The organism is Rodentibacter haemolyticus (assembly GCF_015356115.1).
Taxonomy (GTDB): domain Bacteria; phylum Pseudomonadota; class Gammaproteobacteria; order Enterobacterales; family Pasteurellaceae; genus Rodentibacter; species Rodentibacter haemolyticus.
On record NZ_CP063056.1, the window covers coordinates 15,295 to 36,424 of the forward strand.

At 37.7% G+C, this 21,130-nt stretch carries 20 protein-coding genes; 4 read left to right on the forward strand and 16 right to left on the reverse strand.

Going from position 1 to position 21,130, the window contains the following annotated elements:
• Window positions 1-361 precede the first annotated feature (361 nt).
• From IHV77_RS00095 to IHV77_RS00130, 8 genes are all read right to left on the reverse strand, one after another.
• Window positions 362-1,588: a type II secretion system protein GspD gene (locus tag IHV77_RS00095; protein WP_194812148.1), complete on the reverse strand. Its 1,227-nt coding sequence runs from the start codon at window positions 1,586-1,588 to the stop codon at window positions 362-364.
• Complete coding sequence (locus IHV77_RS00100; RefSeq protein ID WP_194812149.1) at window positions 1,578-2,696, reverse strand: zonular occludens toxin family protein; 1,119 nt, start codon at window positions 2,694-2,696, stop codon at window positions 1,578-1,580. The genes IHV77_RS00095 and IHV77_RS00100 overlap by 11 nt, the downstream gene beginning before the upstream one ends.
• Before the next feature lie 10 nt (window positions 2,697-2,706).
• Window positions 2,707-3,000, reverse strand: a complete 294-nt coding sequence (locus tag IHV77_RS00105; protein ID WP_194812150.1) for a DUF2523 family protein — start codon at window positions 2,998-3,000, stop codon at window positions 2,707-2,709.
• 15 nt (window positions 3,001-3,015) lie between these two features.
• Window positions 3,016-4,845, reverse strand: a complete 1,830-nt coding sequence (locus IHV77_RS00110; protein WP_194812151.1) for a hypothetical protein — start codon at window positions 4,843-4,845, stop codon at window positions 3,016-3,018.
• Window positions 4,846-4,985: 140 nt separating this feature from the next.
• Complete coding sequence (locus IHV77_RS00115; protein ID WP_194812152.1) at window positions 4,986-5,195, reverse strand: hypothetical protein; 210 nt, start codon at window positions 5,193-5,195, stop codon at window positions 4,986-4,988.
• Between the two features lie 18 nt (window positions 5,196-5,213).
• Window positions 5,214-5,483, reverse strand: a complete 270-nt coding sequence (locus IHV77_RS00120) for a hypothetical protein (RefSeq protein ID WP_194812153.1) — start codon at window positions 5,481-5,483, stop codon at window positions 5,214-5,216.
• A 98-nt stretch (window positions 5,484-5,581) separates the two neighbouring features.
• Window positions 5,582-5,905: a DNA-binding protein gene (locus IHV77_RS00125; protein WP_194812154.1), complete on the reverse strand. Its 324-nt coding sequence runs from the start codon at window positions 5,903-5,905 to the stop codon at window positions 5,582-5,584.
• A gap of 10 nt (window positions 5,906-5,915) precedes the next feature.
• Window positions 5,916-7,040 (reverse strand): phage/plasmid replication domain-containing protein, encoded by a 1,125-nt coding sequence (locus tag IHV77_RS00130; RefSeq protein ID WP_194812155.1) that lies wholly within the window; start codon window positions 7,038-7,040, stop codon window positions 5,916-5,918.
• Between the two features lie 168 nt (window positions 7,041-7,208).
• Here IHV77_RS00130 and IHV77_RS00135 point away from each other — a divergent pair, with 168 nt between their 5' ends.
• Window positions 7,209-7,388, forward strand: a complete 180-nt coding sequence (locus IHV77_RS00135; protein WP_194812156.1) for a hypothetical protein — start codon at window positions 7,209-7,211, stop codon at window positions 7,386-7,388.
• A gap of 25 nt (window positions 7,389-7,413) precedes the next feature.
• Here IHV77_RS00135 and IHV77_RS00140 read toward each other — a convergent pair whose 3' ends face one another.
• Both IHV77_RS00140 and IHV77_RS00145 read right to left on the reverse strand, forming a co-directional pair.
• Window positions 7,414-7,698: a DNA-binding protein gene (locus tag IHV77_RS00140; RefSeq protein ID WP_194812157.1), complete on the reverse strand. Its 285-nt coding sequence runs from the start codon at window positions 7,696-7,698 to the stop codon at window positions 7,414-7,416.
• Between the two features lie 10 nt (window positions 7,699-7,708).
• Window positions 7,709-8,833, reverse strand: a complete 1,125-nt coding sequence (locus tag IHV77_RS00145) for a phage/plasmid replication domain-containing protein (protein ID WP_194812155.1) — start codon at window positions 8,831-8,833, stop codon at window positions 7,709-7,711.
• Between the two features lie 168 nt (window positions 8,834-9,001).
• On the opposite strand from IHV77_RS00145, the gene IHV77_RS00150 reads away from it, so the two are divergent.
• Complete coding sequence (locus IHV77_RS00150; RefSeq protein ID WP_194812156.1) at window positions 9,002-9,181, forward strand: hypothetical protein; 180 nt, start codon at window positions 9,002-9,004, stop codon at window positions 9,179-9,181.
• A gap of 102 nt (window positions 9,182-9,283) precedes the next feature.
• Window positions 9,284-9,658, forward strand: a complete 375-nt coding sequence (locus IHV77_RS00155) for a hypothetical protein (protein ID WP_194812158.1) — start codon at window positions 9,284-9,286, stop codon at window positions 9,656-9,658.
• Here the strand turns inward: IHV77_RS00155 and IHV77_RS00160 are convergent, their stop codons facing one another.
• The 6 genes from IHV77_RS00160 to mukF form a co-directional block, all read right to left on the reverse strand.
• Entirely contained in the window at window positions 9,659-9,940 is a 282-nt protein-coding gene (locus IHV77_RS00160) for a hypothetical protein (protein ID WP_194812159.1), read from the reverse strand.
• A 562-nt stretch (window positions 9,941-10,502) separates the two neighbouring features.
• On the reverse strand, window positions 10,503-11,924 hold the full coding sequence (gene sbcB / locus IHV77_RS00165; RefSeq protein WP_194812160.1) for an exodeoxyribonuclease I: 1,422 nt from the start codon (window positions 11,922-11,924) through the stop codon (window positions 10,503-10,505).
• A gap of 11 nt (window positions 11,925-11,935) precedes the next feature.
• Entirely contained in the window at window positions 11,936-12,811 is an 876-nt protein-coding gene (locus IHV77_RS00170; RefSeq protein ID WP_194812161.1) for an EamA family transporter, read from the reverse strand.
• A 413-nt stretch (window positions 12,812-13,224) separates the two neighbouring features.
• Window positions 13,225-17,727 carry a chromosome partition protein MukB gene (gene mukB, locus IHV77_RS00175; protein WP_194812162.1) on the reverse strand — a complete coding sequence of 1,501 codons (4,503 nt, stop codon included), beginning with the start codon at window positions 17,725-17,727 and terminating at the stop codon, window positions 13,225-13,227.
• A complete protein-coding gene (mukE, locus tag IHV77_RS00180) occupies window positions 17,727-18,461 on the reverse strand; it encodes a chromosome partition protein MukE (RefSeq protein WP_194812163.1) in 735 nt (244 codons plus the stop codon). The genes mukB and mukE overlap by 1 nt, the downstream gene beginning before the upstream one ends.
• A 251-nt stretch (window positions 18,462-18,712) precedes the next feature.
• Window positions 18,713-20,047: a chromosome partition protein MukF gene (mukF, locus tag IHV77_RS00185; RefSeq protein WP_194812164.1), complete on the reverse strand. Its 1,335-nt coding sequence runs from the start codon at window positions 20,045-20,047 to the stop codon at window positions 18,713-18,715.
• Window positions 20,048-20,196: 149 nt separating this feature from the next.
• Between mukF and ttcA the strand changes: the two genes are divergently transcribed.
• Window positions 20,197-21,129, forward strand: a complete 933-nt coding sequence (gene ttcA / locus IHV77_RS00190) for a tRNA 2-thiocytidine(32) synthetase TtcA (RefSeq protein ID WP_194812165.1) — start codon at window positions 20,197-20,199, stop codon at window positions 21,127-21,129.
• Window position 21,130: the final 1 nt, after the last annotated feature.

Below are 21,130 nucleotides of genomic sequence, written 5' to 3' on the forward strand. Positions count from 1 at the left end.
TTTGAAGCATTTTATTGAACGATGAGATAAATTTGTAGGGGTTTTGTAAAGATTTTATTCTCGGTGTTTTACAGCGTTTTAGCGTGAAATTGATTTTTTGTTTTTCAGCAGGGGCGGTTCATATTCAGTGATTTTTAAAACTGACAGCACCGCAATACGGGCAATTTTTCAAATGACATCGAGCAGCATTACCGGGCAAATCCAGCCGGTTTGCCCTACCATTTTTTCGCAAGCGAAAAAATAATGACATAAAAAAGTGCGGTCGATTTTAGCCGCACATTTTGTAATTTGTGACAAGGTTACATTTTACGCCTTGCAATCGGTACGTCCTCGCACCGCTCCGGGCGCACCGATTTCAAGGCTAAAAAAGGTTATTTTGGTCAAATTTACGCATTAATTGGTCTAAATTCACTTCATTTTTACTGTCGTTTACGATTCTTGTGTGCATAAGTAAAAGGATATCGGATTTCTCAAATTTCTTCGATTTACCAAAAATCCAAGACGGTAAACCAAATGCTGATTGGTCGTTCTTATCCGTTTTTTCTTCACTCAATCCGCCTAAAATAACTAAAGACCCATCATTGACATAAACGGTTGAATCAACCAGTCTTTTCAATAATGTTGGCGTGTCATTTACGCCAGTTTCGGTTCGGGCAAAATTTGACAATTCAGAACGTACATTTACTTTTACTCCGCTATCTGTGATGGTTGGTTTAATGTTGAAGATCACACCGGAAGAACGGTAATCAATGCTTCTTGTTCTTACGCCATCTTGATAACTCTCTGCTCCCAATACAGGTACATCAGAACCCACGACAAATGAACCGCTTTCACTATCTAGAACACGAATCACCGGAGACGATATCACATTGAAACGTGATTCTGTGTCAAATAGGCTAAAAAGGGCATTTACATCTGATGTTTTCAATGAAATTAAATTATCTGATGTATTGCCTATTGAGAAGTTTAAGGATAATTTCGATTTTAGGATATTTGCCAAGATGTTAAGCCCTGATTGATGATTATCCCCTTTTTTGACTTCTAAAATTCGGGCCGTTACAACCACTTGAGCCGGTTTTATATCCAACTGCGGTAAAACTTTTTTCACTTTATTAATGGTTTCTTGGTCGGCGTGAACAACAAGCACATCACCTTTTGAATTTATTGACCCTTTGAAGCGTTGATTTTCGTTAACATCTGATGATGATGTGACTAATTCCCTGATATTATCGGAAAGGTATTCAACGCCACGGAAACGGGGTTTATAAACGAAACTATGCCCTTTTATCTTGATGATGGGTTCAACATACTTTAGATAATCAACTCCGTTTTTCTTATAAACCTTAATGTTCATATTGTTGAAGTAACGATGAAAAAATTCTTCTTTGTTTACATTATCGGTTAAGTAGAAAGAGACCTTTTTATTCAATTCTAATACGTTCGGATCTAACATATAAGGACGGTTTAAAAAATCTTCATAAATCATTCCGATGGCTTTTTTTAATTCGATGTCATCAACCTTTAGATTGTCTGCTTTTACAAAGCAAGCAAAAAACAACGTAAGAAATAGCGTAATTTTAATTTTCATTTTTTCCTCCCAAACCAAAAACCAGTTCTTTTCGTTTCCCACCTGAATAAATAGTAACTTTTTCACCGTCAATAAGACCGGTAAGGCGATTTCCGCTATGAATAAAATTTGAGGGTTGTTCATATCTCAAATTTGAGCCATCCCATAAGATGACTACTCTTTTTCCTTTGCGTTCTAATTGCCCTACAATGCGCCAATTCTTTGATAAAGGCGCATTTTCTATGTCAATCCTCCCCTCTTTGTATTGCTCTCTTTTCGTCTTTTTTGACTTTGTTTCATTTGTTGTTTTGTTTTCCTCATTTTGAGCCGTTTTAACTTCATTATCTTTAATTTGAGAGCCGTTAAAGTAATGGTATAAGTAGTACCCGCCGCCAATCATTAATAAGAATGACAATATAAATTTTGAGATAAAGAACTTATTTTTTAATAAGTTGCTTCTATCATCTATCGCTTGTTCTTTGGCGTTATTACCATCATAGCTTTTGTATAAAGGAAAAATTTCAGGATCATATTTAGATTGAATGGAATGCACCAACGTAGTTTTAAATGTTTTTGAACCTGAATAAACGTCAATGCGATAACGACTATCTAGACCTAATGATTTTAACTTCGTCATTTTATAGGTCGTTTCTATTCTATCTTTGATAAAACGAGGGATATTTGATACCGATTGATTAATGACTACAAGGTCGCTTGTATTGCCTTGTTCATTCACAAAATGGCGGTGTTCTGCAATAAAACTACGATGTTCTTCTTTGATTTTTTTGGCTTCATCGAAGATTCGCCAAATTTCATCAATGCAAATCAAATCACCATTTTGGGCAATGGTATCTTCATCATTTGAGTTTTTGTAAGGGAAAAAATGCGATTTTAAAACGTCATCATCTTCAACTTTGATAATTTTACCTAGTCTTGATGTGTCGATTTGATTATGCTCTTTGCGTTTCTCATTTTGTTTGTCGATATAATCAAGGAAATTATTTTCATCAATTCCTTCAATGTTGGTGACAATTCTACGACCGGCAAGGAATGCCGGTAAAATGACTGAACGAACGACTTCATAAGTTTTACCACTGCCGGGGATCCCCACGTATGCATTAATTGCCATTTATTCCCCCTTAGCCAATCACAGGAATTCGGCGAATAATGAAGCGGGTTACATACGCTGAAAATATAATTTGCATTCCTGTTCCGATTTTAAACAAAGACAGAAAATAAAGTGCGGTACTCGGTAAGCCGCCAAATAATTGGGATATGTTAGAGATCGCTTCATTTGCCCCAATTAGTTCAAATAAAATTGGAGTAAATTCAGCGACAATAAAATACAAAGCGAAGAAAGCAAAAAATTTAGGAATGGTTTTACCGAATATAAAAACCAATGCACTTTTTAAAAATGCGAGTATTGCCCCCATATTCCCCCCTATAAATTAAGCCGATAAGATGATTCGGAATGCTAAAATGTAGTAAACCAATAGCATTATTGAAGCCAGTAATGGCGCTATTTTTTCTGCCACTTGGCAATGTGCATCTGAAGAAATGGAGTGATCAAAAAAATCAATGTTTAACGCCTGACAGCTCCCAACCGGTAAATTAAAATTGAGCTTTGATAATAACTCTTCTTTTAAATTTAATAACGGTTGCAGAATTTCCATTCCGGTTATTGTTGGTAAGGTGGGTTCTTGATAGCCGTCAATAACTCCCGGTTCAGCCCCTTCTATTGGTTTTGATATTGTGCCGGCTTGTGAGCCTGTTACAACGCCGGAGTTTGTTCCGGTATTGATGTTACTACCAATATTTGAACCACTTCCGATACTAGAACTTGAACCTACTCCTGCGCCTCCTGCACTTGAACCGCCAACCCCGCTTGTTGTCGGTGGCATTGGCTTATTATTCTCACTTGTATCAATGACATCTGTTTTTACGGTGGGGTTAGATTTTCGATAATTCTGATATTCTTCCGCTGAAGATTTAGCCCCCAAAAAACTACCTAATGAATGGTGTTTATTTCCTGATGAACTGACACGAGAAAGATCCATTGCGGTTACTTCTCTGCTTGTGTCAATGTTTACACTACTGCCATTACTTCTTGTTATTGAATTGCCATTTGAACGAAAATATTCATTCTTCATATTATTAAAAGCGTTTGCTAAATCTTGTTCTTTTACTTGATACTCTTCTTTTTTATTCGTAGGGATTGATGAACTAAAATGAATAAATTTCACTTTAGGCTCGTCTTCTTGATTTTCAATATCTTCCTTTGTCTTCAAGTCTAAACGAGATTGAACGATCGTTACAGGCACGTTTAACTCTTCAACTCTTTTGTAATGTTGCTTATCCATTCCCCCAAAACTGATTTCATAGGCTTCATCTAGGGATTTTTTTTCATCTTCCGATATTTCTTTTCCTTGTCGAATAAAATTAGCAATATCACTTTTTGATAATTCGAAAATATGATGATGAATCGGCAAAAGTAAGTCATTCGGAAGCGTGACAGATTGTAAATATTCCGGTTTCATTCTTTCGTCATTCGATTTTAAATTGACCGGGCGATAATAACTTTCATAAATCAAGGTGCGATATTCATCGGTCAAATCTAAGTAGGCTTCTTTCTCCTCTGAATAAGGCTCTATGTTTTCCAAATGCTGCCAATACCGATGATAAAGGCTTTTAAAGTCATTGAAATAAAGATATTGATCTTCATTGATTGGGAGCTTTGTTCGATATAAATACATTCCTGCGGAAGCATACCAAATCGGCGCTAAAGCATAATCTAACCCATCTTCCATTGTTGAATAACTCATTAATTCATCAATAAAATCATCTCTATTATGAGTTTCTTCAAAAACTAAATCCCCCAATTCGCTATCTTTATAAAGCGACTTTAAGATATCGGATTCAGAATACTTACTAAGTTGAGCCATTGATTTTAATTGGGATACGGTTTGATCTGTTTTTGATATAAAATCCAGTTTCCCATCTGAATTATAATTTATGATGGTTTCACCGATTGTAACTTTATGACAGTTCTTCCCCTCTCTGCTTGGTCTTACACAGCCTTTACTTTCACTTGTATCAATACCGCCTGAGCTACCAAAAGCATAAGCTGACATTCTCCCCGCTTCGCTTTGTGCTTCCTGTTGTGTTAAACCTGCTGCTGATAAATAACCGGTCATTGAGGCTTCATAAGCTGCAATCAACGGGTGTGCATTAGATTGAATTGATGTACATAAAAACAGTAACCCTATAAATTTTTTCATTCTTAGCCCCTTTAATTATTTAATGATTTAAACCCATTACAACAGCCCAACCACAAGCGATACCAAAAATAAAAATGACTAAATCCCACATATTTCCCCACCTGATCAAAAAAGGGGCTTTCGCCCCTATCCTTAAAGGATTAACCACTAATCATACGTAAGACCGCACGACTTCCGGCAACCGCCACACGAATTGCAGCAATTGAAGCGGCAATCGCAATGACCGCTGTAACTGCGGTACCGAATTCAACAGAACCTAATTGAGAAAAATCAGGTCCGGCTGCAAATGCCGTTGTACCAACAGATAATGCACCAACTAAAACAGCTAATTTTTTCAATGATTTAATCATAATAAACTCCTTAGTTTTTTAACGTGAAAATTGCTTAATCGCACCAAGCACTGAACCAACACCTAAGCCGGTAAAGTAAAAAAAGACAATAGCACTAAAAGCAAATCCCCAAATTTCAGCGGGTTCATATTGCGTTGAATATGCGCCCCACTCGTTTATTTTTGATAATTCCGTAGAATGAAATTTACTCATTTCATCTGCCGGAATTTTCAAAAATACATCTTGGCAAACAGCTGAATTCGTATCACAAATTACCGTTGTTATGATAATTTCCCCATTGTTTGCCATAATATTCACCCAAAAATAAGATAGAGAATTCCTGAACCGCTAAGAAATCCTACTGTTGAGGCTAAACTCATTATTAAGAATTCTTGCATTATTACCGCCTATTTAACTGGTTTAATTCCGTATTGGGGAACATAAGAAATGGAATAGCCATATTTACCACCTACTTCCCAGGCTGATATATTTACGTGAATTTCAACGTCTTTTAACTTCAACTCATTCATTTGATTAATTAAACCTTGGTTGAAATCATTTTGAGAAATGGAAATCTTTTGAACATCCTCACTTTTTGAACCAAATTCATTAATCATTGATACACCAAGCCCCATCACATGACGATAACGTACTTCGCCAGTTTCTCTATTTGTGTATTCACTGGATTTATAACCAAGAAAAGTACCTCTAACGATAATACCGTGTTCCATTTATGCCCCCTTAGGCTGCTAGTTTTAAGTGATGATTCGATCTTTGATACCATTTAGGTATAATCAAGGGTTTGACTTCAATTTCTCTTGTTGATACCACTTTAACAGGTGAGAATTTAGAAATATCGCATTTATTCGCTATATCAATTCCGACTTTACGTAGCCTTGCTCGATGTACTTTCACTTGACTTTTAGACAAATCAAAAACTTGACCGTGAGACCACTGTAAAGCATACATAGCCGTAGTATTAGCAGCCTTAACCGTATCTACTACCCCATTATTAATTAATGTTTCTGATATAGTTTCAAAATCCATTGCCGTAACCTTTAATCTTTTATCAATATTTAAAAATTCTTTATTTAATTCTCTTAACCTTGAATAATCACTTAAACCATAAAAATGTAAGTTTTCTCGTTGTAAAAATCTTGATTTCAATTTTTGTTCAAATCTTGCTACGCCTTGTTCTTTGCAATATTCAATAACTTTTACTAATTGTTGATACTGTTCTGATTGTTCGCCAAATTTATTTCTTATTTTGGTTAACGAATGTAGTTCTAATTCAAACGCTTTGTTATAAACAGATGGATAAATCAATAAGGCATTTCCCTGTTTACTTAACCAATCCACGGTTTGACCATTCGTATGTAATCTTGCATTTGAATTCCTATAGTTGAGTGTTGCAAGTCCACTAATATAGTGTTCCACATTATTCTGACCGACTGCCCTATTTTCTGTGATGTGTATTTCCTTAATAACAGCTCCATCAGAATATTTTTTTGGTTTAGATTTTTCATCTGACTGAGAAATCCAAGTTCGAGTGCATTTAGTAAAATTAGGTAGTCCTAAATCGGTCAAAATCTTATTAAACACATTGACACAAGATTCAATAGAAGAAAGACCAAATAAATTTTCAACTCGTCCCCATCTACTCGGATTACCGCTCATAGTTAAAACCGAACCATTAATCTTTATCATTACAGAATCACAGAAGCTACCTTCATGTTTAAACGTAGGAATTCTAATTCCTTCTTGTTGTTCCCCTGTCTCAATATGAACACCGACAAAACCAAAATCTCCAATCAAAGGAAGTTGGCAGTCGAAGTTTTGTTCAATTTTAAGCCAGTCAAAGAACATAAATAAAATAATCTTAGAAAATTAGAAATTATAAACAGGATAAATTCTAATTTGTAATATTCTAAGATGTCAATAATCTGATATCTATTTTTCTTAGAAATGATAAAATTTTGCGACATCAATCACAAAATCAAACTAATGAAGCGAAAAATATAGGATTAACTGAAAATGCCATCCAAACACATTGATGAACACACTTGGAAAAAAGTACAAGATGAAACAGTGAAAGCTGTTATTTTGACTAAAACAAGTTTAAAAGATACAGAAATTCTAAAGATTCTAATCAAAAAAGGATTGGAACATATAACCGATAACGATTATCTTGAATTTGCTCAAAAAAAGAGTTAAAAAAAGCGAACTTTGGTACGGGATTTCATACTAAAGTTCGGGTGTAACCTACTTCCCAGGCTGATATATTTACGTGAATTTCAACGTCTTTTAACTTCAACTCATTCATTTGATTAATTAAACCTTGGTTGAAATCATTTTGAGAAATGGAAATCTTTTGAACATCCTCACTTTTTGAACCAAATTCATTAATCATTGATACACCAAGCCCCATCACATGACGATAACGTACTTCGCCAGTTTCTCTATTTGTGTATTCACTGGATTTATAACCAAGAAAAGTACCTCTAACGATAATACCGTGTTCCATTTATGCCCCCTTAGGCTGCTAGTTTTAAGTGATGATTCGATCTTTGATACCATTTAGGTATAATCAAGGGTTTGACTTCAATTTCTCTTGTTGATACCACTTTAACAGGTGAGAATTTAGAAATATCGCATTTATTCGCTATATCAATTCCGACTTTACGTAGCCTTGCTCGATGTACTTTCACTTGACTTTTAGACAAATCAAAAACTTGACCGTGAGACCACTGTAAAGCATACATAGCCGTAGTATTAGCAGCCTTAACCGTATCTACTACCCCATTATTAATTAATGTTTCTGATATAGTTTCAAAATCCATTGCCGTAACCTTTAATCTTTTATCAATATTTAAAAATTCTTTATTTAATTCTCTTAACCTTGAATAATCACTTAAACCATAAAAATGTAAGTTTTCTCGTTGTAAAAATCTTGATTTCAATTTTTGTTCAAATCTTGCTACGCCTTGTTCTTTGCAATATTCAATAACTTTTACTAATTGTTGATACTGTTCTGATTGTTCGCCAAATTTATTTCTTATTTTGGTTAACGAATGTAGTTCTAATTCAAACGCTTTGTTATAAACAGATGGATAAATCAATAAGGCATTTCCCTGTTTACTTAACCAATCCACGGTTTGACCATTCGTATGTAATCTTGCATTTGAATTCCTATAGTTGAGTGTTGCAAGTCCACTAATATAGTGTTCCACATTATTCTGACCGACTGCCCTATTTTCTGTGATGTGTATTTCCTTAATAACAGCTCCATCAGAATATTTTTTTGGTTTAGATTTTTCATCTGACTGAGAAATCCAAGTTCGAGTGCATTTAGTAAAATTAGGTAGTCCTAAATCGGTCAAAATCTTATTAAACACATTGACACAAGATTCAATAGAAGAAAGACCAAATAAATTTTCAACTCGTCCCCATCTACTCGGATTACCGCTCATAGTTAAAACCGAACCATTAATCTTTATCATTACAGAATCACAGAAGCTACCTTCATGTTTAAACGTAGGAATTCTAATTCCTTCTTGTTGTTCCCCTGTCTCAATATGAACACCGACAAAACCAAAATCTCCAATCAAAGGAAGTTGGCAGTCGAAGTTTTGTTCAATTTTAAGCCAGTCAAAGAACATAAATAAAATAATCTTAGAAAATTAGAAATTATAAACAGGATAAATTCTAATTTGTAATATTCTAAGATGTCAATAATCTGATATCTATTTTTCTTAGAAATGATAAAATTTTGCGACATCAATCACAAAATCAAACTAATGAAGCGAAAAATATAGGATTAACTGAAAATGCCATCCAAACACATTGATGAACACACTTGGAAAAAAGTACAAGATGAAACAGTGAAAGCTGTTATTTTGACTAAAACAAGTTTAAAAGATACAGAAATTCTAAAGATTCTAATCAAAAAAGGATTGGAACATATAACCGATAACGATTATCTTGAATTTGCTCAAAAAAAGAGTTAAAAAAAGCGAACTTTGGTACGGGATTTCATACTAAAGTTCGGGTGTAACAGAACTCCCGAACTTTTTGAGTGAAAAATAACCACCAAATTATAGGAAATAACAATGGATATACTACAAAATTCTTTAGGTACAATAAGTTTCGTAATTCAATCATTGCGAGATAAATTTATCTTCTGGTTATTATTAGCTGGCTCAATTTATATCCTATTCAAAATATACAGCAAAAGTTGGCGACAATTAGCCCTCATGACTGGTACCCTTAGTTTTTATGCCGCAGTTATTGTACCTATCATGAATTGGAAATCTGGGGCTTATAAATGTATAGCACAAGGAGACAAAATAACCCGAGGGGGATTAGATTTTTGTCGTGAAGGAATGTATGCGTGGTACGGTGAAAATCTATGGCAATGGGCTTTCGGAATAGGGATAGCACTTATTTTTCTTGGCTATTTTTATATAAATAGAGATAGCTACTAATCATTTAAAAAATTTCTGCCGTGGTTGGTATCTATATTGTTTTATAAATTCCTCCAAATTGACAGGAACTGATGAATTTGTCAGTTCCTTCAAAAACTCCCCTAAATGCTCCATTTTTTCAAATCTTGCTTGTGTCTGCTCTGCCGTCTCTAATCTGTCAAAAACAAAACGGATCTCAACCGTATCATAACTAAATCTGATGTAATGTTCTGTTTGTTTAAGCAGTTTGACCGCTTCATAGAAATGGTTTGGGGTAATGTGTTGAAGTGTGATATTTGACATAGTAATGGGCTAATTTCGCATAACAGCAGATTATGTGTAAATTCTCGTGCGGTGCTTCACCATTATACCGCACTTCGAATTGTAACATAATCTGCAATGACATTATGCGAAATTAGTTATCGGGTTGGTGAAAGCTACGGGTTAAATAAATCACAGAGTTACACACAAGCTCAAAATACTATTAAAACAAGACAGATAAAGCCATTTTACGCCTCTCAATGCGTGTTTGAAGCATTTTATTGAACGATGAGATTAATTCGTAGGGGTTTTGTAAAGATTTTATTCTCGGAGGTTTTACAGCGTTTTAGCGTGAAATCGATTTTTTGTTTTTCGGCAGGTGCGGTTCATATTCAGCGATTTTTAAAACTGACAGCACCGCAATACGGGCAATGTTTTGAATTACATCGAGCAGCATTACCGGGCAAATCCACGGGTTTGCTTGACTACTGCTCTTAAGAATAAAACAAAAAAAGTGCGGTCGCCGCAAAAGTCGCACTTTTTATGATTCATGATAAGGTTAGGTTTTTAATACCTTGAGAATTTTTGTTATGTTGTCACAAAGCTAACCCAGCAGTTTAGCGCCATATTCATAGACTTGCTGCAATAAAGCGAGTTTTTCCGGATCATTAGCATTTTCATTCACAAGACGTTGCAAACTTTCCTCAAAATCAACCGCACTTTGTTCAAGTTTACGTTGGCGATATTTCTGCCATTTTATTTGTTCCGCACGTGTTAAGCTTTTATAAAAATGACGTGCACGATAATGAAATAACAGGTCAGGAATACGTTTATCTTCAAATGCTAAACCATGCTCAGCAAGTTTTTCCGGTGCTAAATTGCGTAAAATCGCCATATTATTTTTGTCGGCATTACTAAAGAAACCATTGTATAGCTCTGTTTCAACATTATCACTTGTATCAAATGAACGTTCTTCTGAAAAAATATCGATCACTTTTTCACGAATATCAAAAGATTGGCGTAATTTAGTCAGATTTTCTAAACATAATTGACGATTAATGCCTAGCCGTGTTGCATTTTCAGGCAGCAAGGTTTTTGCCGGTGCGAGAATCGGGCATTTATTGATATGTACTAATTTTAGCGGTACGGATGAAATACCCTGAGCTTCTAGCTCTGATTTTTTGGTATATAACGCAGTGCGTAATTCATCGGCATTTTTCATCAATAAATTATCAATATCCCCGCTTAAATCGCAGACAATCACAGCGTTTTGATTTATCGGGTGCCAAGCTATCGGTGCAACCCACGCACAGTTTCCACGATAATTCCCCAGCATTCCGGAAACATGCACTAAAGGTGTCATTTCAGCCGTATTGATAAGCTTTTCAATTTCTTTTTTACCTCGATTTTCAAAGAAATATTGGAATAATTTGGGCTGTTTTTCTTTAATGAGTTTTGCCATGGCAATGGTCGCATAAACATCCGCCATTGCATCGTGAGCATTTTCATGCTCAATACCATTGGCTTTGGTGAGTTTTTCTAATTTAAAACTTGCTATTCCTTCATCGTCATACGCCCAATTTATACCATCGGGCCGAAGCGCATAGCACGCCCGCACAAGATCTAACAAATCCCAACGGGAATTACCATTTTTCCAACTGTATTCGTAAGGATCGATAAAATTACGATAAAAAGTATAACGTGTCATTTCATCATCGTAACGAATATTGTTATACCCCATTACACAGGTATTCGGCTGAGAAAATTCGGCTAAAATTTTTGTGGCAAATTCGGGTTCAGGTATCCCCTTTTCATTGCATTCTTGCGGTGTAATGCCGGTTACCATCACTGCTTCCGGTGCCGGTAAATAATCATTTGTTTGTTTACAATACAACATTATCGGTTTACCAATAATGTTAAAATCTGTATCCGTTCGGATACCGGCAAACTGTGCAGGTCGATCCTTTGCAGGGCTAACACCGAAACTTTCGTAATCGTAGATAAAAAAACTGAAATTTTTTGTCATACTACTCTCTCTTACGCCATTATTTTGTCTAAATAATACAAACAAAAAATTGCACTTAAACTAAATCCAATACCTAACCAATTAATTTTACTGATTTTTTCTTTAAATATTAGAGCGCCGATAAGCGTGCCTAAGCAAATTACACCAATATTCATTCCGGTAAAAACAAGCGTTGGGTTTCCATCAAAATTTTGGTGTGCTTTGATATAAAATAGGATATTAAAGAAATTTAATCCCCCTAAAATAATGCCGCCAAATAGGCTTGGCACAGTCCATTGTGTACGTTTTAGCAATAAAAAGATAAACATGACACAAGCTGCAAGTGAGAAAGAGATAAATAATGTGGTAGGAAATGCGCCCCCGGTTTTTGCTACCTGTTTGAATAAAATATCAACAACGCCATATCCAAACCATACACCGATCAATCCGAAAATACCTTTAAAATTGACCGCACTTTGTTCTTGAATCGGTTTTGTTAACAGACAAAATAATCCGATAAACGCCAAAACAATCCCGATTAATTTAGCTTGGCTTAGCGCTTCGTTAAAAAGAAGAAATGCCGCTAAAATCGGTAAGAATAAAGAAAGACGCTGTGCCGCATCAGAGCGAACAATTCCTGCAAATTTCACTGCTTTTGACATAATAACAAATACGCTAGGCAACAATAATCCCAATGCCAAGAAAATCAATACGCTTTTACTCTGCTCGATATAACCGACAAATTCTAATCCTTTGAAATCAGGTTTAAGCAAAAAATAACTGAAAGTGATTGCGGTGATATAATTAAAAGCGATAGCTTGTTCAATAACAATATTCTTCTTGCGTGCAATTTTGAGGAATACCGAAACGGCAACACTACAAAGGATAGCGAAAATCAGATTGTTCATAATTTGTCCTTAAATATCTAAAAGTATGGTCAAAACACTAAATTTTTTCGGAATTATATCGTGTTGTTACATAAGATATTATTTTTGAATGAACGTAGAGACGCCATGCCGGCGTTTAAATTTTATATCTCATTGATGTTATTGTAATTTATACCAATAGACACAAAACATGGCATCTCTTGTACCTTAAAAGAATAAAGCACAATGTAATAACCCAAACGTTATCACAGCTTTTGTATCTTTAGATCTTGGATGAAATGAAGTCTAAAAATTACATTTTTCCCGATCCTCAAGCCGTCAGAGCTACTTGAAGTTCTCGTGATTCTCCACCATTAGTGAAGAAGTTCCCATTGATGGATTGTATGCTAGTTACACAATATTGAATTTTTTAACCGCACTTCCCTCTCTATAATTTATTCCGTTGCACCAAACCCACGCAATCCAACCACGTGTACGTGTTCCTGGTTGCCGGCAATTTTACGTACTAACTTATAAGTTGTACCTTTTTCCGGGCTGATGTTTTCCGGGGCGGCAATAAGTAATTGCATATCCAAACGTTCGCAAAGTTCAAATAAGGTGGAAATGGATTTTCCATCTAAACGCGCGGCCTCATCAAGGAATAATAAACGGCAAGGTACAATGTCTTTACCGCGAATACGGCGACTTTCCTCCTCCCAACTTTGCACCACCATTAAAAGAATCGACATCCCCGTACCTATGGCTTCGCCGGTTGAAAGTGCGCCGCTTTCCGCACGTAACCAACCGTCCGCACCACGGAAAACTTCCACTTCAAGTTCAAGATAATTACGATAATCCAACAATTCTTCACCAATGGTTTGTGCTGTACGTTGCCCCATATCAATATGCGGATTAATACGCTGATAAAGTTTCGCCATCGCTTCCGAGAAAGTAATACGGTTATCGTTAAACAAATCTTGATATTCATCTTGCTGGCCGGAAAGCGCATCTAATAACATCGCGTGCGTATCACGAATATTGACGACCAAGCGCACCGATTTTACCTGACCGAATGCAATATTCTGCAAACCTTGGTTGAGCATACGAATACGATTTTGCTCACGCTGAATTGTTTTACGCATAATATTTGCAACACTTTCCGAACTAATCGCAAGTTTTTTCTCCCGCCCGGTTAATTCTGCCGTTAAACGGGAAAGCTCAATTTCCATTTGCTCGATTGCGTCAATCGGATCGTCCGTTTTAATAATATCTTGGCGAATACGTTCGCGTAGATGTTGATAAACGGCAATAAAGAACCGCACTTTATTTTCCGGTTTACGGCTGTCTTCCGACACACGCAAACTATCACGCAGATATTCATTATCTGCCACGGCAGTGCGTAACGCGCCTAACGCTTTATCCGACATTGAGCGCAGTTCATCTGCCGATAAGTAAGCCAGTTCGCGGCGGTTCAAGCGTTTTTCAACATCAGAATTACGTGATAGACGTAATACCACACACCAACTGACTTTTGCGGCAACCACTAACTCACGCTGCGTTTTGTAATCACGCTCCGCTTTACGAATACGACGATTGAGACTTTCCGCTTCACTCTCAATTAATGTAAGTTGTTTTTCTACGTAAGAACGACGTTGACGACCGCTCGAAAGTTGTTGATATAACTCATCACGACGAATACGCGCACGTTCCTCCGCACCTTCATCGGCACGTACGCCTAATTCACCGACTTCATCAATAAGTTCTTTCAGTAACTGATTTTTGCTTTCATGAGAACTTTGTAACCCGATAAATACTTGATTATATTGTGCAAACTGGCTTTGTTTTTGGCGAAGCTGTTCTCGCTGCACATCACGCTGCGCTTGCATTTGCTCTAAACGTTGACGTAATTGTTCGTTTAATTCTGACGTTTCTGCCCGCCCAGCATCTTCATAAGCAAAATGATGTTTGCGCTGAACGACATCCGCCAAGGCAAACACGCGTTGTTGTACTTGTTTTTGACGTTCAATGGCTTGTGTGAGCTCATTTTTTAAACCTTCATAGTTTTCCGGATCACTTTGTAATGTATTTGCAATCGGTTCTAATTGTGACAACATCACACCATATTGGCGTATAAACAATTCATCTTGCTCTGCGAGATCCAATTGTTCACGACATTCTTCAATGCGGTCAATTAAATCTTCATCTGCTAACACATTTAATTGCGGAATGAGCTTATTAAGCAGCTGCATCTTTTCTTTTGCATTATCTAACTTAATGCGTAATTGCTGTTCACAGCTACTAAATTGATTTAATTCCCGTTCGATTTCATTACGCTCCCGATTGATTTCAGCCATTAATTCTTCCGGATTCGGCTGGAATGCCAATGCTAAATGCAAGCCGACAAATTGGCTGAAATGCTCGTGTAAGCGTTGACATTTTTGAACATCAAAAGCGATTTGAGCGTAATCTTCCGCGACTTCATCACGTTGAACGGTTAATTCTTCTAAATGTTTTTCACGTGCCGCTCTGCCGAATAATGGAATTTCCGGGAATTTGGAGTAACGTAACTGACGATCCGAAACCTGTACAATTACACCAAGCTCAAGTTCTTGCGCGGATAATACGTTATCATCAAAGGCCGTTGGGTCGCCTTCGATAAGATATAAATCATCGGGGCAATCATCAAGTTGGGCAAGTTGCTCGCGCACTGTATTGAGATCCCGAACCACAATCGCATGACGAGCCGGGCCATAAAGTGCAGAGAAATAAGGAGCATCTTCAATAGGAACATCATCATAAAGTTCTGAAAGCAATACACCACCGAAACGCTCTGCAAGCGTATTTAAACGGGCATCTTCAGAACCGTCCGGTTGGCTTAAACGGGAAATTTGCTCATCAAGCTGTTGGCGTTTATGTTCCAATTGATCCCGCTGCATTGTTAATTCGCGCTCTTTTACGAGTTGAGCCTGCATAAAGTTCATTACGTCTTGGCTATGCTCAAAGTTTGTTCCGCTTTGCTCTTGTAAACGCTCTAATGCCGCTTGCGCCGTCAACCAAGCCGGTGCTTTACGTGCATTTTCCTCATAAAGTGCGGTTAAATTTTCACGTTTTTGACGAAGAGTCGAACGGGTTTCTACCTGTTCGGAAAGTTGGGCGGAAAAATCTTCGACCAAGGCTTCCTGCTCTGCGTGATATTCTTCTAATTCCTCTGCCGTTTCTAAGTTCAAGTTCGCACGTTGATTAAAATCATTGAGCAATCTGACCGCACTTTGTTGCTGCGTATAACGTTGTTCAAGCTCGTGTAATTTTGCACGAAGTTGCGGCGTTTGCTGAGCTTGTAGTTTTTGACTTGGATATTCGCGTAACAATTCTTTCGCACTTTCCCACGCTGCAGAACGAGGTACATCACCGGCAATTTTGCAAACAAGTTGATATGCTTTATCAAACTGAGATTTCGCCGCCTCGGAAATAGACATTTTATGTTCCAATTCCAGCACCGTATCCGTTAAACTTTCGGCATGAGCGGCAAATTCTGCGTGATAATCCTCCATATTTTTCACACTTAATTCCGCCAATCCGCATAAGGTTTTTGCTTTTTCCAATGCGGCAATGGCTTGTTGATATTGCAGTGCGCGGGTTTGTTGTGCGTCTAATGCCTGTTGATAATCCGCTAATTGCGCACGGATTTCATCAATTTCAATTTCGGTTTGTTCAAATTGCGCTTGGCTTTCTTCAAGCTGTTCATTCGCGGTTTCTACCACGATTTTTTGTTCTTCTAAACGCTCCGAAAGCTCGGCAACATCTTCTTGATAACGCGAGATTTTTTCTTGATGACGTAACGCATTTAACACCAAATTCAAATGATCTACGGCACTTTGATGATCGACTTCAAGAATACGTTCACTTTCTTCAAGCTCTGCGGCTTCACGGCTTAGATCGATCAAACGATGTTGCGATAAATCTTGTTCCGCTTTGGCTTTATACCATTCACGGCGAGATTCCATTGCCATTTCAATATTGCCACGGCGTTCATTGGCATTACGCATATAATCCGATGCCACATAATTGGTGGTTTCGGTAATCAAATGCTTGAATAAATCACGATCCGATTGGGTAACTTTGATCGCTTCCAATGTCATTCGATTTTCACGCAATGCGCTTTCCATATCTTGAAAGGCTTTACGTACACCTAAGTTTTCAGGCAACAAATAATCACGTAAAGAACGGGTAATCGCACTGGAAATCCCCCCGTATAAAGAAGCTTCGATCAGTTTATAAAATTTGCTGCGATCAGAAGCTGAACGTAAACGTTTTGGAATAATACCGAGATCAAACATCATTCCGTGGTAATCAGTAATAGATGAATACTGTTTGAACTGTGCGCCAAGATTTTCAATTTTTTCTTTGAGTTCGTTAAGATTGAGTACGCGAGCTTGGCGTTCACCCACGGTTTCAGTGAAAAGTGCGGTCGGATTTTGTGATAATTCTACGCCCTGAATAGAGAAAGTTTTTAAGTCCACCTTCTTATCACGACCGGCGACTTGTTGCAAACGTACCCCGACAAGAATGCGTTGGTGACGAGAATTGACGGTATCTAACACGGCATAGCAAACACCCGGACGTAATTTACCGTGTAAGCCTTTATCGCGTGAACCGCCGGTAGAACCTGCTTCCGTTGTATTACGAAAATGAAGCAATGTTAAATCCGGAATTAAAGCCGTTACAAAGCCCGCCATCGTTGTGGACTTCCCTGCCCCGTTACCACCGGAAAGCGTTGTAACCAATTCATCCAAATCGAAAGTGCGGGCAAAGAAACCGTTCCAGTTAATTAAAGTTAAAGAACGAAACTTACCGCGTTCCACCTCATTTTGTACGGTATTAGAAGGTGTTATAACATCTGCGGTTTCAGCTTCGTTTTCTAATTTGATTTCATTTCCTAATTCTAAAACATCAGACATTATGCTTGTTCTCCATCAAATTCTTCGTCAATTTCATCCGCACTTTCAATATCCTGTTCACTTGCTTGTGCTTGTTTTTCTAATGCTATTGATTCCGGTGTGGCGGCTTCCCCATCACGAATTAAGCGGGCTTGTGCCTCTAACGGATCATCACCGGAACGTACTTCCGCACCAAAACGGAATACCGATTCGGAAATCGTAAATTTACCACTATTTTGTTCTCCTACCGATTGAATCATTCCTAATCGGCGTAAACGTCCGATTGCCGAACGTACTCTTTCCGCCAGTTTTTGTTTGTCTAAATCCGAACCGCTGGAACGCTGATTGATGGCTTTCAATAATTTTCCTTCATCGGCAAGATTTAAAAGTTCATCATAGACTTCCTGCGTACTAAAAATGCCCTGCTGCGCCAGACGTTCCGGACTAAGATAGAGATAACACAACACTTTCCCCACCAGCATTTCTAACTCACTCAGAACAGAGCGTGAAATTAACGTTGTCGCTTTCGGACGAAGATAGAAAAAACCTTCCGGTGCGCGAATGAGCTCCACATTATAGCGGCGATAAAAACCATCCAGCTCATGTTGAAAATCCATTAAGAAAGCGTGGTAATCCAAATATTCCGTGCTGATATGGCGACCGAAACGCAAAAGGCTATCCACCGCCGGAAACAATGGATTTGCAATCGCTGTGGCGAGTTTTGGGGAAATTACATCTTGAAGGTTGTCTGTCATTGTTTGTTCTCTTATTCTTTATGTCCTGTGTGAATTGTGCCAATTACGACCCTACAATTGATTTAATTAAAACTTCATTATTATGTAACGGTAGCACGAATCAGCGTAGGGGGCGTTAGGTGAAGCCGTAACCCACCAATAGATGAAATGGTGCGTTACTCAAAGTTCAACGCCCTCTAACCCAAATAAATATCGGGTATAAAATTCTCTTTGTGCGACTGATACATCATATCGTAAAATTTGACCGCACTTTAATATTTATCAATCACGTGCGCCTGTACTTCTGCGCCGCATTCATTAATTTCTTTCCAATGGGGATAAATACCGGATAAATCATCATTTGCCATTCCCAATCTTACCGCTTGATCCACAATAATTCGTGCAACATCAAAATGACGTGAAAGCGGGTAAGTGTCGAGCTGTTCTTTTAGCACCAGACTTAAATCAATCGGGCGGTTATTCTCACGATATGCAATCAGCAAGTTCTGCATATGTTCTACAATTTGATCTTGTAAATCGGAAAGGGATTCGTATTCCAACGCATCCGGCAACTCGCCTAATGCTTCATCTTCACGTAATACCATTTCTTCATCTCGAAGATCTGACAAACTGTCGGATTTCGCAATCCATAAGAACCAAGGGTGATCAAAATAATTTCTGATAGAATTACGCAAACGCTGTGAAAATACGCGATTTTTATCCATATCAATGGCGGTACGAATAAATTTGTGTACATGGCGATCGTAACCAATCCATAAATCAATCGCCTGTTGCCCCCAACTCATAATACGGTCGAGTTTAGATTGCAGATCGGTAATCAACTGATCAATAAAATACAAATCATCACGCCCGATAACGCAATCTTGAATACGCAATAATTGGGCTTGAAGTTTGTCTCCCGCTGCATTTAACGTATCTTGCAGTTCACGCAGGTTACCGGAAGTTTCATCTAATAAACGTTCACAACTTGAAATAGCCGCCTGCCAATCTTTGGTAAGAAGTTCCGCAATTTCTTCTTTGATGCTCTGCTGATTTTCATCCATAATTCGCTGAGAAAGATCGATACTGTCGAAAATTTCCGCCACGGAATATTTCAATGGAGCAAACACATTACGCCGCCAAAAATGTTCGGTTTCATTATTTTTTGAACCTTCTTCGGCAGAATCCGACGCACGTTGAATTTCATCCGCCACAATGGAAAGTTGAACGGAAAGACGTAAAGCGGAAAATTCACGCTGACGAATATAATAATCGGACACGCCGACACCAAGCGGTGTTAAGCGGTAAATCGCCAAACCTTCGGTAAATTCGCTACTAAATCGATTTAACAACCGTTGTTTTACCAATTCATTGATTGCATTGTTGGCTCGTGTGGTAATCGCCTCGGTTGATTGATCAAAAGCGTTCATCGTATGACGAAAAATATCCACCAGATCTGCTTCCAGCATTTCGCCGTCTAAGCGCTCATTGTTATAAATTGAAATTGCCAGTAAGAAAACCAAGCGTTCGGTCGGTAAGTTTAGTGAAAATTCGCGATCTTTCGCCCAAGAGACGAGTTCCGGAATTGTTTGTGATGTTTCAATCATTGAAATGAAAATACGCTAAAATTGAACATAAAATTGGAGCGATTATACAGGATTTTTTGTCGATCTTAAAAATCTTCTTTAGACTCAACCGCACTTTTTCCATTTTTCACGTATAATACCCCAACCTCATATAAAAATAAAAAAACAGAATGACCGAATTAACTCAACAAGAAAAGAAACAAACCTATAATTTCAATAAATTACAAAAGCGTTTACGTCGCAATGTGGGCAATGCCATTGCCGATTTTGGAATGATCGAGGAAGGCGATAAGGTGATGGTATGTTTATCCGGTGGAAAGGATAGCTACACACTTTTAGATATTTTGCTGAATTTACAACAAAGTGCGCCGATTAAATTTGAGATTGTGGCGGTGAATCTCGATCAAAAACAACCGGGTTTCCCTGAACATATATTGCCTGAATATTTAGCCGGTATCGGTGTGGATTACAAAATCGTGCAAGAAAATACTTACGGTATTGTGAAAGAAAAAATACCGGAAGGAAAAACGACTTGCTCTCTCTGCTCTCGATTGCGTCGGGGAATTTTATATCGCACGGCAACAGAGTTAGGCGCAACCAAAATAGCACTAGGTCATCACCGTGATGATATGCTGGCAACCCTTTTCCTAAATATGTTCTATGGTGGGAAAATGAAGTCAATGCCGCCGAAATTAATTTCTGACGATGGCAAACAGATTGTGATTCGCCCCCTTGCCTATTGCAAAGAAAAGGACATTGAAAAATATGCCGTTGCGAAAAAATTTCCGATCATTCCTTGTAATTTGTGTGGCTCACAACCGAACTTACAACGCCAAGTGGTGAAAGAAATGCTAAACACTTGGGAACGTCAATATCCGGGGCGTTTGGAAACAATGTTCAGTGCAATGCAAAATATTACGTTGTCACATATGTGTGATCCGAAATTATTCGATTTCAAAAGCATTCGACATGGACAAAGCTTGGAAGGTATTGAGGGCGATACGGCTTTTGATGAAGAACATATTTCTCCAATGCAGTTTAATGATGAGGATCAAACTGACTTTTCCCACAACGAAATGATTAATTTTAAAGAAGTAAATTAAT